Genomic DNA, 12,890 nt, shown 5'->3' with positions numbered 1-12,890 from the left:
GAGAGACGGCATGAGCGACGAGGACGGGTCCGCCCTGAGCAGGAGGGCTCTGCGCGAGAAGCGCAGGGCCGCCCAGGCGGATGCCAGCGGTCTGCCGGTCGAGCCCCCCGCGGCCGGGGCCGCGGAGGCCGCACGTCCGGCCGCGCCCGGTCCCGCGGCGCCCGTGGAGTCCGAAGAGGAGACCGCGCGGCGGGTCGCGCGGGCCAACCGGAGCCGTCGCGCGGCCCCCGGCCCCGTCGACGCCGTCCCGGAGCGCTCCGAGCGCACGTCCCTGCAGCGGGCACGCGACCGGGAGGCCCTGCGCCGGCAGCGCTCGCTCGCGTCCTATGCCCCGGAACCCGTCTCCCCGGGAGACGATCCGTCCCCGATGACCCGACGCGAACTGCGCCTGCGGGCCCTGGCCGCCGCGCGCGCCGCGATGCAGGAGCCGGGGACCGCGGTCGGCGGCACGGGCCCGGCGACGCAGGACGACGACGGGGCCACGCCGGCGGATCCCGGCGGGGGTCCGGCCGGGGGTGCTTCGGATGACGCCGGCGCCGCGCCGGTCGGCGAGGGGCAGATGAGCGTCGAGGAGGCCCTCGCGGCGCGGCGCGCCGCGGCCGTGGGCGACGGCGCCGAGGGACCCGCGGCCTCGGAGACGGGCCTCATCGACCTCGAGGTCCTGGCCCGGCAGCGGGAGCATGCCGCCCGCGCCGCCATCATCAATCGGAGGGTCGCCGAACGCCGCAGGCTCGAGGCCGCGAACTCCCAGCGGCTGGAGCAGGTGCGCTCCGATCCGTTCACCGGCGCCATGAACCAGCTGCGGGACGCGCGGGCCGAGCGCGAGCTCGCGAACACGGGCGTCCACGGGCCGCTGACCAGCGGCGTCAGCATCGAGCTGCCACGGGCCGCCATGGCGGACGCGCGGAGGCTCGACGCCGACCGTTCCGCCACCACGGGGCACGGCACCGGGGCGGAGGCCGACGCGGTGGAGGGCGGCGCCGTCGTTCCCGGACGGCCGACGGCGGACGCCGATACGCCCCGCGTGGTCCCGGCCTCCGAGCAGGACGCGGCCCCGGTCCAGGCCAGGTCCGCCCAGGGGCTCGAGCCGCTCGACTACCTCACCGCCGGCGGGCGCCGCGCCAACCGCGTGCTCCTGCTCTCCGTCGCCGCCTTGGCGCTCGGAGCCGCGACCTTCCTCGCGGGACTCGTCCTGTTCATCAATTCCCTCTAAACCCACACCCGGCGCCCGACGCGCGGGGCCCAAGGAGAAAAGTGCCCATCAACGACCATTCCCTGGACATCATCCAGACGGCCGCGGCCGCCGCGGTGGACAAGCTCGCGGAGAACCTCGTCGCGCTCGACGTCAGCGAGCGCCTCGGCATCACCGACGCGTTCCTCATCGCCTCGGCCTCGAGCGAGCGGCAGGTCAACGCCATCGTCGACGGCATCGAGGACGCGCTGAACACCCGCCTGGACCTGAATCCCGTGCGCCGCGAGGGCAGGGGAGAGGGCCGCTGGGTCCTTCTCGACTACCTCGACGTGGTCATCCACGTCCAGCACAACGAGGACCGCGTCTTCTACGCCCTGGAGCGTCTGTGGAGCGACTGCCCCGTCATCCCGCTTCCCGCCCAGCAGACCGCCGCGGAGGGTACCGCCGACGCGGGCTGAATCCCGCCGTCGGCGGATTTGCGCGCCGGAAACGGCATGTCCTATGATGGATGAGTTGTCCAGCGGTCCGCCGCGGGACGCCCTTCCGGGGGTATGGCGCAGTTGGTAGCGCGTCTGCATGGCATGCAGAAGGTCAGGGGTTCGAATCCCCTTACCTCCACGGATGCGAGTATTTTGGGCAAGGCCCCGTCTTCGGACGGGGCCTTGCTGCTTCCCACGGGGTCCCTGCTTCCGAAGGAGTCCCGGGCGCCGGAGTCCGACGCGCGGGCGGGCGGCGCACGGATCACGGTCCTTCGGCGCGTCGGGACGGGCCTAAGCTGGTGGGCATGACTGATGCGTCGCCTGCCTGCCCCGAGTGCGCGGGGCACTACGCCTACGAAACCGGTGCGCTCTGGGCCTGCCCCGAATGCGGCCACGAGTGGAGCCAGGAAGCGGGGCCGGAGGCCGAGGAGGAGCGGGTCATCCGCGACGCCGTCGGCAACGTGCTCGCCGACGGGGACACCGTGACGGTCGTGAAGGACCTCAAGGTCAAGGGAGCCGCCGGGCCCATCAAGGTGGGGACCAAGGTCAAGAACATCCGCCTCGTCGACGGCGTGGGCGACCACGACATCGACTGCAAGGTCGACGGCTTCGGGCCCCTGCAGCTGAAGTCGAGCGTCGTCAAGAAGATCTGAGCGTCGTCCGCGCCATCGCCGGACCATCAGGGCCGGGCATCACCACGATGCCCGGCCCTTTTTGATGGGTGCCACACCCTTCACAGAAGCAGTCACGCCGCTTACTCTGAAAGGGTCACTTCGCATCCGGATCGTGCCGGCCCTCCGCCGGCCCGCCGGATGCCCACCTTCAGGCCCCGTGCAACGTCGCCCGGGGCCCTGATCACGAGCGGGGATCATGAACGAACACCAGGCAATCAGGCGCCGCCTGCGCGCGGCCGCGGGCGGGATGCTCGCGGCCGGCTTCATCGCCGCCGCCCTGTCGTCACCGGCCGGGGCCGCCCCGGCCGCCGCGGAGGCCGAGGCCTCGTCGACGCCGGTCGGGCGCGCAGTCGAGGCCGGGGACTACCTCGTCCGGCTGGCCGACGACGCGGTCGCCGCCTACGACGGGGGAGTCGCCGGGCTGGGCTCGACCCGCCCCGCGGACGGCGCGAGGCTCGACCTCCGCCAAGACGGCGTCAAGCGCTACCAGGACCACCTCCTGTCCGCGCAACGCGGGCTGCGCCGGGCGGTCAAGCTCGGCGAGGACCGCGTCTACGACGAGTACACCGTGGTCGAGAACGGCTTCGCGGCGCGGCTGACCGCCGAGCAGGTGCGGGCCCTGGCGTCCGATCCGCGGGTCGAGGCAGTGGAACCGGCCGAGATGCTGGAACTGCAGGGATCGACGACCGAGTTCCTGGGCCTTGGCGCCGATGCGGACGGCACCGGAGGCGTCTGGGACGCGCTGGGCGGGACCGAGGCGGCGGGCGAGGGCATCGTCGTCGGCATCGTCGACAGCGGGATCGCGCCGGAGAACCCGTCCTTCGCGGGCGAGCCGCTCGGGACCGAAGCCACCGGAGGGCGACCCTACCGGCAGGGCGGCCTGATCCACTTCGACAAGGCGGACGGGCAGCGCTTCACGGGCGAATGCGAGGAGGGGCAGCAGTTCACGGCCGATCTGTGCAACACCAAGCTCATCGGCGCCCGCTCCTTCCTCTTCGGCACCCAGCCGATCGCCACGCCGGCCCAGGGGGAGTACGACTCCCCGCGCGACGGCAACGGGCACGGCTCCCACACCGCCAGCACCGCGGCGGGCAACTTCGGCGTCGAGGCCGTCGTCGGCCCGGGCCACCGCCAGCGCATCTCGGGCGTGGCCCCGGCGGCCAGGATCGCCTCCTACAAGGCGTGCTGGTCCTACGCGGACGGCACCGCCGGCTGCAACAGCCTGGGCCTCGTCTCGGCCATCGAGCAGGCCGTCAAGGACGGCGTCGACGTCATCAACTACTCGATCGGCCCCTCCGGCGGGGCGTCCACGTCCGTGGGGTCGAGCGACCTCGCCTTCCTCAACGCCGTCAACGCAGGGGTCTTCGTGGCCGCCTCGGCCGGCAACTCGGGCCCGGGCGCCTCGACGGTCGGGAACACCTCGCCGTGGATCACCACGGTGGCGAACAGCACCTACGCCAACCCCCAGTCCGATCTGGTCCTCGGGGACGGACGGACCTTCACGGGGCATTCGCTGACGGTGCCGAGCGACGGGCTGCCGCAGACCGCGCTCGTGCGCGGGCAGGACGCGTCGCTGGACGGCAACGCCCGGGCCGTGCTGTGCGACGCGGGTTCGCTGGACCCGTCGAAGGCCGCCGGCACGGTGGTCGTCTGCGACCGCGGCGAGATCGCGCTCGTCGACAAGGCCGCGGAGGTGGCGCGCGCCGGGGGAGCCGGGATGGTCCTCGTGAACGTCCCCGGGGGCGCCGCGGACCTCGCGGCCCTCGACTACGTCGTCCCGGCAGTCCATGTCGGCGCCGAGGCGGGGGCCACGGTGAAGGAGTACGCGGCCAGCGGAACCGGAACGGCCGCCTTCGCCAAGGAGCCCTCCGATCCGGTGGACATCCCGGTCCCGCAGATCGCCGGCAGCTCCAGCCGCGGCCCGATCCGCTCCGACGCCCAGAACCTGCTCAAGCCCGACGTCGCGGCCCCAGGCACCACGGTCATCGCCGCGGGCGCCAACCCGGACGGCGGGGAGCCGCGCCACGTGGTGATGTCCGGGACCTCGATGGCCTCGCCGCACGTCGCGGGGCTCGCGGCCCTCTACCTCGGAGAGAGGCCCCTCGCGGGAGCGGACGAGATCCGCTCGGCCCTGATGGGCACCGCGGTGGACCTCAAGACGCCCGACGGCGGGGCCTCGCGCGACGTGTTCGCGCAGGGCGCGGGCCACGTCGGCGCCGGACGCTTCCTCGACGCCGGCTTCTACCACCCGGCACCGGCGGAACAATGGACGGGCTACCGGCGCTGGGTCGCCGACCCCTCCCACCCCGAGGCGGTCTCCGGCACGGAGCTGAACATCCCCTCGATCGCCGCGGGCGAGGTCGTCGGGGCACGCCGGGTCACCCGGACCGCGACGTCGCTCCGCGCCGGAACGTGGACGGCCGACGTCGACGTGCCGGGCTTCACCGCGACCGTGGAACCGGCACGGCTCGAGTTCACGGGGCCCGGGCAGAGCCTCGAGTACACGGTCTCCTTCACCCGGACGACGGCGCCGCTGGACCGGTTCGCCCAGGGCCACCTGCTGTGGAAGGGGCCCGGGGCGGATTCGATCCGCGTTCCCGTGGCGCTGCGCCCCGTGGGCCTTCAGGTCCCGGCCGCCGTTGCAGGGACCGGGACGACGGGCGGCCTCTGCCTCGCCGTGGTCCCGGGAGAGACGGGGCCCGTGGTGCCGAGCTCGACCGCGCTGCAGGAGGCGAAGTACTTCCGGGCCACCGAGGGCTGGATCCACTCCGGCACCTCGCTGTATTCGATGGGGCCGGGGCGGACGGGCGCCGCGCCGGCCCGCGCCTCGGAGTTCAGCGGGCGCGTGGAGGCGGCCAAGGAGACCATCGGCTACGAGTTCGAGGTCCCCGAGGGCACCGAGCGGCTCGTGCTCGAGCTCACGGACGCCCACGGCGCGAACACGGACCTGGACATGGTCCTCTTCCGCAAGGGAAGCTCCGAGTCCCTCTACGCGCAGACGTGGACCGGCGCGGCCTCGGTCAGCCGCAACGAGCGACTCGTCGTCGAGGCCCCCGTCGCGGGCGGCTACCGGATCAACGCCCAGGCCTGGCAGTTCGCCGCGGGCCAGAGCTCGGCGGAGTGGCACCTGACGGTGATGGCGGAGGGGTCCGACGGCGCCGCCGCCGAACTCGCGCTCCCGGCCTCCGTCGACGGCACGGCGGGGGTCCCCCTGGAGATCCCCGTACGGTGGAGCGGGCTCAAGCCCGACTCGCACTACCAGGCCGTCATCCGCTACGACGGCCTTCAGGAGACGACGGCGGTGTCCATCACCACGGGGGCCGCCGTCGAGGATCCCGTGGCGCTGCCGTGCGACGCCGGCGCCGGCGAGCCGGACCCGGGCACGCCCGGGCCGGGCGTCCCGGACGACGACGAGGCCACCCGCCCCGGCACCCCCGTGCTGCAAGCGGACAACGGCTGGGACACCGGGCTGATGGACGGCGACTACTCGATCACCATGAACCTGTGGTGGGGCGGCAACGGCAGTCTCTTCCGCTTGTACGAGGACGGCGAGCTCGTCGCCGTGCACCGCCTGGAGGCCGCGAGCCCCAACGCCCAGTCCGTCGCGACGCGCATCACGGGCCGGCCGAACGGCAGCTACGTCTACACGGGCGAGCTCGTCAACTCCGCGGGATCCACCTGGTCGGCGCCGGTCACGGTGAGGGTGTCCGACGCCGCACCGGGCCGCCCCGTGCTCTCCACCGAGGGCCCGGCGACGACCGCCGGCACCACGCTGGTGGCGAACCTCTGGTGGGGCACCAACGCCACCGGGTACCGGTTGCTCGAGGACGGCGGGGTCGTCGACGAGCAGGTGCTCGAGGCCCGCACGCCGCAGGCGCAGTCCGCCCGGACCACGCTGACTGGCCTGGAACCGGGGAGGCACCGGTACGTCGCCGAGTTCTTCAACGACGCCGGGACCACGGCCAGCACGGAGCTCGTCGTGACCGTTCGCCCGTAGCGGGTGGCGGACTCCGAGGGAGGACGAGGGCGGGTGCCGGTTGCTTCCGGCACCCGCCCCGCGTCGTCCGCGACACGCCAGGGCGGACGCGACACGCGGTGGATTCAAGCTGTGCACGAGCACTCCACACCCTGTGGACCCGGGGCCGGGATCGGCGTGATTCCACGGCAATCCGGGGCTCGTTTATCCCCACGGGCTGTGGACGAAAGGGTTTTCAAATGACATACTTGTAATACATCATCTAGGGGTCCAAGACGCGGCCATGCACTAGATGTAGTATTGAGATCGCTGGCGAGGCCCCAAGGACCAAACCCGCGAATCGCCCCGGATCCAGCCGGCCGCACCACGTGCGGAGGCGCCGGAAGGGGCGGAAGAACAAGCCATCATCTGCACGAGGGGACACCGGCCATGACCGTCACGGTTTACACGAAGCCAGCTTGCGTTCAGTGCAACGCGACGTACCGCGCACTCGACAAGAAGGGGATCGCGTACCAGTCCGTGGACATCTCCCAGGATCCCACGGCGCTCGAGCGCGTGCGGGCCCTCGGGTACATGCAGGCCCCCGTCGTCGTCACTGAGGCGGACCACTGGTCCGGCTTCCGCCCGGACAAGATCGAGGAACTGGCGCAGGCCGCCACGATCTCGGTCGCCTGACCCGAAGAACCACTCGGCACCAACCCACGGAGGCGGACGCGATGCCACTCGGCGCACCAGCCGCGGCCGCGCCGTCGACCGGCACGGAGCCCGAGGAGACGACGGGCCTGGGGCTCGTCTACTTCTCCTCCGTGTCCGGCTACACGGCCCGCTTCATCGACAAGGTCGGGCTCGACGCCGCGCGCATCCCGCTCTATCCCCACGAGCCACGCCTCGTGGCCACGGAGCCGTTCGTCCTGGTCCTGCCGACCTACGGCGGCGAGGAGGGACGGCACTCCGTACCGCCGCAAGTGGTGCGGTTCCTCAACGACGAACGCAACCGGAGCCTCCTACGCGGGGTGATCGGTGCGGGCAACACCAACTTCGGAACGGCCTACTGCCTCGCGGCCCGCAAGATCTCGGCCAAGTGCGGCGTTCCGCTGCTATACCGCTTTGAACTCATGGGCACGCCCGAAGACGTGTCCAACGTACGCCAAGGATTGGAAGAGTTTTGGACACAACAGTCGCAGAGCCGGCCGTGACCACGGACGGCAAGGAGGTCCCCGCGGCGTACGCGGGGCTGGGCTACCACGAGCTGAACGCCATGCTCAACCTGTACGGCCAGGACGGGCGCATCCAGTTCGAGGCCGACCGGGCCGCGGCGCGCCAGTACTTCCTGCAGCACGTCAACAACAACACGGTCTTCTTCCACGACCTGGACGAGAAGCTCGAATACCTCATCAAGCACGACTACTACGAGCGCGAGACGCTCGACCAGTACACGATGAACTTCGTGCGGGACCTCTTCTCGCGGGCCTACAAGAAGAAGTTCCGCTTCGAGACCTTCCTGGGCGCCTTCAAGTTCTACACGAGCTACACGCTCAAGACGTTCGACGGCAAGCGCTACCTCGAGCGCTACGAGGACCGCGTCTGCATGGTCGCCCTCCACCTCGCCCGCGGCGACGAGGAGCTGGCCGTCCGGCTCGTCGACGAGATCATCGACGGCCGCTTCCAGCCGGCCACCCCGACCTTCCTCAACGCCGGCAAGAAGCAGCGTGGCGAGCTCGTCTCCTGCTTCCTGCTGCGCATCGAGGACAACATGGAGTCCATCGCGCGCGGCATCAACTCCTCGCTGCAGCTCTCCAAGCGCGGCGGCGGCGTGGCCCTGTCGCTGACCAACATCCGTGAGTACGGCGCCCCGATCAAGCAGATCGAGAACCAGTCCTCGGGCGTCATCCCCGTGATGAAGCTCCTCGAGGACAGCTTCTCCTACGCAAACCAGCTCGGTGCCCGCCAGGGAGCCGGTGCCGTCTACCTGCACGCGCACCACCCGGACATCTACCGCTTTCTCGACACCAAGCGCGAGAACGCGGACGAGAAGATCCGCATCAAGACCCTCTCGCTCGGCGTCGTCATCCCGGACATCACGTTCGAGCTGGCCAAGAAGAACGAGGACATGTACCTCTTCTCCCCGTACGACGTCCAGCGCGTCTACGGCGTGCCGTTCTCCGACATCTCCGTCTCCGAGAAGTACTACGAGATGGTCGACGACGCGCGGATCAAGAAGACCAAGATCAACGCCCGCGAGTTCTTCCAGACCCTCGCGGAGATCCAGTTCGAGTCCGGCTACCCGTACATCATGTTCGAGGACACCGTGAACCGCGCCAACCCCGTCAAGGGCAAGGTGACGATGAGCAACCTGTGCTCGGAGATCCTCCAGGTCTCCTCGCCCTCGGTGTACTCCGAGGACCTCGGCTACGCGGAGGTCGGCAAGGACATCTCCTGCAACCTCGGCTCCATGAACATCGCCAAGACCATGGACTCGCCGGACTTCGGCCTGTCGGTGGAGACCGCGATCCGCGCGCTGAGCGCGGTGTCGGACATGTCCTACATCGCCTCCGTCCCGTCCATCGCCGAGGGCAACCGGCAGTCGCACGCCATCGGCCTGGGCCAGATGAACCTGCACGGCTACCTGGCGCGCGAGCGGGTCCACTACGGCTCGGAAGAGGGCCTGGACTTCACCAACATCTACTTCTACACGGTGCTGTTCCACGCCCTGCGAGCCTCCAACCTGCTCGCGATCGAGCACGGTGCGGCCTTCGGCGGCTTCGAGGACTCGAAGTACGCGAGCGGCGAGTTCTTCGACAAGTACACCGAGCAGGAGTGGACGCCGCAGACCGCGAAGGTCGCCGAGCTGTTCGAGGGCGTGCACATCCCGACCCGCGAGGACTGGCTGGCGCTCAAGTCCTCCGTCATGGAACACGGGATCTACAACCAGAACCTGCAGGCCGTGCCGCCGACCGGCTCGATCTCCTACATCAACAACTCGACCTCCTCCATCCACCCGGTGGCGGCCAAGGTCGAGATCCGCAAGGAAGGCAAGATCGGCCGCGTGTACTACCCGGCCCCGTACCTGTCCAACGACAACCTGGAGTACTACCAGGACGCGTACGAGATCGGCTACGAGAAGATCATCGACACCTACGCCGCAGCCACCCAGCACGTGGACCAGGGCCTGTCCCTGACGCTGTTCTTCAAGGACACGGCCACGACCCGCGACATCAACAAGGCGCAGATCTACGCGTGGCGCAAGGGCATCAAGACGCTCTACTACATCCGTCTCCGCCAGCTCGCGCTGGAGGGCACGGAGGTCGAGGGCTGCGTCTCGTGCATGCTGTAGCAGCGCACGGCTGAAGGGTACGACGGCGGGCGGGCGCCCGCCGTCGTACCCGAACCCAAGGATTCAACGAAGGAAAGTCAGGGGAAGAAATGACCGAGAAGGTCAAGCTGCTGGGCCACGTCGAGGCGATCAACTGGAACCGCATCCAGGACGAGAAGGACGTCGAGGTGTGGAACCGCCTCGTGAACAACTTCTGGCTGCCGGAGAAGGTGCCGCTGTCCAACGACGTCCAGTCGTGGGGGACGCTGACGCCCGAGGAGCAGACGCTCACGATGCGCGTCTTCACGGGCCTGACCCTGCTGGACACCCTGCAGGGCACGGTCGGCGCCGTCTCGCTCATCCCGGACGCCGTCACGCAGCACGAGGAGGCCGTCTACACGAACATCGCGTTCATGGAATCGGTCCACGCCAAGAGCTACTCCTCGATCTTCTCGACGCTGTGCTCCACCAAGGAGATCGACGACGCCTTCCGCTGGTCCACGGAGAACGAGAACCTGCAGAAGAAGGCCCGGATCGTCGAGGGCTACTACCACGGCGACGACCCGCTGAAGAAGAAGGTCGCCTCGACGCTGCTCGAGTCCTTCCTCTTCTACTCCGGCTTCTACCTGCCGATGTACTGGTCCTCCCGGGCCAAGCTGACCAACACGGCCGACCTGATCCGCCTCATCATCCGCGACGAGGCCGTGCACGGCTACTACATCGGCTACAAGTACCAGAAGGGGCTCGAGAAGCTCAGCGAGGAGCGCCGCCAGGAGCTCAAGGACTACACGTTCGAGCTGCTCTTCGAGCTCTACGAGAACGAGGTCCAGTACACGCACGACCTCTACGACGGCGTGGGCCTGAGCGAGGACGTCAAGAAGTTCCTGCACTACAACGCCAACAAGGCCCTGATGAACCTGGGCTACGAGGCGATGTTCCCGGCGTCGGTCACCGACGTGAACCCGGCGATCCTCTCCGCCCTGAGCCCCAACGCGGACGAGAACCACGACTTCTTCTCCGGCTCCGGATCCTCCTACGTCATCGGCAAGGCCGTGAACACGGAAGACGAGGACTGGGAGTTCTAGCTTGCCGTGTGTGTGAGTTGCCAAGTTATTTGGCATAGGTGACAAGTTAGTTGGCGTATGCCAGCCAACTTGGCATAGGTGACAGGCTAGTTGGCAAGGCACTGGCTTCCGAAGGGACCGGTCGTCGTGCCAACCAGCCTGTCACGGGGGGTGATGCACACCCTGAGCGGCCGCCCGAGCACACCTGCGCCTGAACCAGGTGAAGGAGGGCAGGCCGCGGGGACGACGTCCGGCTGATGTCACCGCCGAGACTTTCGGATTTCCTGGACCGGCTTGGATAGACCGGTCCCCATAAAGAGGTCAGCGGCATACAACCATCGCCTGCTGCCGCTGCCCCACGGGAGGGTGTACGTGACTGCAACAGCAGACGCCGGAAGTACGGCTCTCGCCGTGCCGAATGATCTCGCCGGAGCATTGCTGCCGATCGCAGCGGAGCTCTCAAGGCTCGAAGAGAACGCGAGGTATTCCCAGCAGAGCCAATTCGAGCAATCCAAGATATGGCGGAGTACCAACCTGCAACTCGGCATCCCCGCGGCCGTTCTTGCTGCGGTAGCCGGGACAATCATGCTTGTCTCCGAGGAGTGGCAAGTCTTCGCCGCAATTGTCAGCCTGCTCAGCGCCGCCCTGGCAACGACGACCACCACGCTAAGCGCTGAGCGCAGGTCGGACAGAGCTGCGACTGCCGCGAATGCGTACCGGGACATCCAGATGGAGGCACGGCAGCTGCTGCTCATTGACCTGGGGCGCCTCGAGTATGACGATGCCCGGGACAGGCTGCGAAACCTCACGGACAGATATGCGGAGATCAGCCGGGGCGCGGAGCCGGTTCTCCGCCGCGCATACGTTAGCGCCAAAAAGAATTTGGCGGCCGGAGGCCAGACGCATTCAATTGACACAAAGGATCCGAACGAGTGACCGCTCCCCAAAAGCTGAACGAACTCCTCTCCTACTTCACTCCGTCGCCGGCCCAATTCGACGCTGCTCGCTCGCATCGGGACTCAATTGCAGCCCGTTTGGAGCAACATCCGGGGACTTTCGGAATGTTCGAGACCGGTTCACTCACGCATGGAACCGGCATCTCGATTTATAGTGACGTCGACTTCTTCGCGTCGATGAAGGGCACGAGGCCTACCCCGTCGACGGCGCTCGCAAAAGTACGAGATTCACTCAAGGCCAGGTTCACAACGACCGAAGTCCGAGTGTCCTCACCGGCCGTGGTCGGGACTATCTCATTAACGGTGTATCCGGCGGTTTCTTTTAGTAGCTTTCAGCGGCCGGGAATCGGTCGCTGAAAGTGATGGCGAAGGCGTTCAAAGCGGGCTTCCAACGCACGGCCCATCGGGTCTTGCCGGCACCGGTCGGATCGAGGGATCGGGTGACCAGATACAGGCACTTTAGCGCAGCCTGCTCGGTGGGGAAATGACCCCGGGCCTTCACGGCGCGCCGGTACCTGGCGTTGAGGGATTCGATCGCATTGGTCGAGCAGATCACGCGCCGGATTTCCACGTCATAGTCCAGGAACGGGATGAACTCCTCCCACGCGTTCTCCCACAGCCGCACGATGGCCCCGTATTTCTTGCCCCAGCGCTCGGTGAGCTCCTCGAACGCCGCCCTGGCGGCCGCAGCGTTCACGGCGGTGTAGATGGGCTTCACGTCCCGTTTGAGCGCGTCCCAGTCCTTCTTCGAGGCCAGGCGGAAGGTATTGCGGATCAGGTGGATGATGCAGGTCTGCACGGTTGTCAGCGGCCAGACGTTGGTGACGACTTCGGGCAGGCCTTTGAGGCCGTCGCAGACCAGGAAGAAGGTGTCTTTCACGCCGCGGTTCTTGATGTCGGTGAGCACGCTCATCCAGAACTTCGCGCCCTCACCGCCGGTGCCGGCCCACAGGCCGAGGATGTCCTTCTCACCCTCCAGCGTCACGCCGATCGCGGCGTAGACGGGCCGGTTGGCGACCTGCCCGTCGCGGACCTTGACGACGATGGCGTCGATGAAGATCGCCGCGTAGACCTCATCCAGCGGCCGGTTTTGCCACGCGGCCATCTCGTCGAGCACCCTGTCGGTGATCCGCGAGACGGTCTCCTTTGACACGGACGCACCGTAGATCTCGGCGAAGTGCGCGCTGATTTCCCCGGTGGTCAGGCCCTTGGCATAGAGCGACAGGACCATCTCAT

The 12,890-nt window shown here is 68.6% G+C and carries 11 protein-coding genes and 1 tRNA gene; 11 read left to right on the top strand and 1 reads right to left on the bottom strand.

Going from position 1 to position 12,890, the window contains the following annotated elements:
• The first annotated feature begins 10 nt into the window (after window positions 1-10).
• The 11 genes from ACQ3I4_RS14030 (at window position 11) to ACQ3I4_RS13980 (ending at window position 12,011) form a co-directional block, all read left to right on the top strand.
• Window positions 11-1,213, top strand: a complete 1,203-nt coding sequence (locus tag ACQ3I4_RS14030) for a hypothetical protein (RefSeq protein ID WP_430633793.1) — start codon at window positions 11-13, stop codon at window positions 1,211-1,213.
• A 41-nt stretch (window positions 1,214-1,254) separates the two neighbouring features.
• Window positions 1,255-1,650, top strand: coding sequence for a ribosome silencing factor (rsfS, locus tag ACQ3I4_RS14025; protein ID WP_430633792.1), 396 nt, complete (start codon window positions 1,255-1,257; stop codon window positions 1,648-1,650).
• An 87-nt stretch (window positions 1,651-1,737) separates the two neighbouring features.
• A tRNA-Ala gene (locus ACQ3I4_RS14020) sits at window positions 1,738-1,810 on the top strand.
• A gap of 166 nt (window positions 1,811-1,976) precedes the next feature.
• Window positions 1,977-2,324: a zinc ribbon domain-containing protein YjdM gene (locus ACQ3I4_RS14015; protein WP_430633791.1), complete on the top strand. Its 348-nt coding sequence runs from the start codon at window positions 1,977-1,979 to the stop codon at window positions 2,322-2,324.
• Window positions 2,325-2,541: 217 nt separating this feature from the next.
• Window positions 2,542-6,342: a S8 family serine peptidase gene (locus ACQ3I4_RS14010; RefSeq protein ID WP_430633790.1), complete on the top strand. Its 3,801-nt coding sequence runs from the start codon at window positions 2,542-2,544 to the stop codon at window positions 6,340-6,342.
• A gap of 408 nt (window positions 6,343-6,750) precedes the next feature.
• Window positions 6,751-6,996, top strand: a complete 246-nt coding sequence (nrdH, locus tag ACQ3I4_RS14005; RefSeq protein ID WP_430633789.1) for a glutaredoxin-like protein NrdH — start codon at window positions 6,751-6,753, stop codon at window positions 6,994-6,996.
• A 41-nt stretch (window positions 6,997-7,037) separates the two neighbouring features.
• Window positions 7,038-7,517, top strand: coding sequence for a class Ib ribonucleoside-diphosphate reductase assembly flavoprotein NrdI (gene nrdI / locus ACQ3I4_RS14000; protein ID WP_329863565.1), 480 nt, complete (start codon window positions 7,038-7,040; stop codon window positions 7,515-7,517).
• Complete coding sequence (gene nrdE / locus ACQ3I4_RS13995; RefSeq protein WP_430633788.1) at window positions 7,487-9,655, top strand: class 1b ribonucleoside-diphosphate reductase subunit alpha; 2,169 nt, start codon at window positions 7,487-7,489, stop codon at window positions 9,653-9,655. The genes nrdI and nrdE overlap by 31 nt, the downstream gene beginning before the upstream one ends.
• A gap of 89 nt (window positions 9,656-9,744) precedes the next feature.
• Complete coding sequence (gene nrdF / locus ACQ3I4_RS13990) at window positions 9,745-10,719, top strand: class 1b ribonucleoside-diphosphate reductase subunit beta (protein WP_329863567.1); 975 nt, start codon at window positions 9,745-9,747, stop codon at window positions 10,717-10,719.
• Between the two features lie 351 nt (window positions 10,720-11,070).
• Window positions 11,071-11,634, top strand: coding sequence for an SLATT domain-containing protein (locus ACQ3I4_RS13985; protein WP_329863569.1), 564 nt, complete (start codon window positions 11,071-11,073; stop codon window positions 11,632-11,634).
• Window positions 11,631-12,011, top strand: a complete 381-nt coding sequence (locus tag ACQ3I4_RS13980) for an SMODS domain-containing nucleotidyltransferase (protein WP_430633787.1) — start codon at window positions 11,631-11,633, stop codon at window positions 12,009-12,011. The genes ACQ3I4_RS13985 and ACQ3I4_RS13980 overlap by 4 nt, the downstream gene beginning before the upstream one ends.
• On the opposite strand, the gene ACQ3I4_RS13975 is transcribed toward ACQ3I4_RS13980, so the two are convergent.
• Window positions 11,977-12,890, bottom strand: a 914-nt coding sequence (locus ACQ3I4_RS13975; RefSeq protein WP_430632801.1) for an IS256 family transposase, incomplete at its 5' end; no start/stop codon positions are given. The genes ACQ3I4_RS13980 and ACQ3I4_RS13975 overlap by 35 nt on opposite strands.

Origin of the sequence: Zafaria sp. Z1313 (assembly GCF_050563205.1) — a bacterium.
Taxonomy (GTDB): Bacteria; Actinomycetota; Actinomycetes; order Actinomycetales; family Micrococcaceae; genus JAZDCJ01.
This window is presented reverse-complemented; position numbering and strand designations above follow the sequence as displayed.

Coding starts and splice junctions, on each gene's coding strand:
- ACQ3I4_RS14030 (WP_430633793.1), top strand. CDS start 11: ATGAGCGACGAGGACGGGTCCGCCCTGAGCAGGAGGGCTCTGCGCGAG.
- ACQ3I4_RS14015 (WP_430633791.1), top strand. CDS start 1,977: ATGACTGATGCGTCGCCTGCCTGCCCCGAGTGCGCGGGGCACTACGCC.
- ACQ3I4_RS14010 (WP_430633790.1), top strand. CDS start 2,542: ATGAACGAACACCAGGCAATCAGGCGCCGCCTGCGCGCGGCCGCGGGC.
- nrdH (WP_430633789.1), top strand. CDS start 6,751: ATGACCGTCACGGTTTACACGAAGCCAGCTTGCGTTCAGTGCAACGCG.
- nrdI (WP_329863565.1), top strand. CDS start 7,038: ATGCCACTCGGCGCACCAGCCGCGGCCGCGCCGTCGACCGGCACGGAG.
- nrdF (WP_329863567.1), top strand. CDS start 9,745: ATGACCGAGAAGGTCAAGCTGCTGGGCCACGTCGAGGCGATCAACTGG.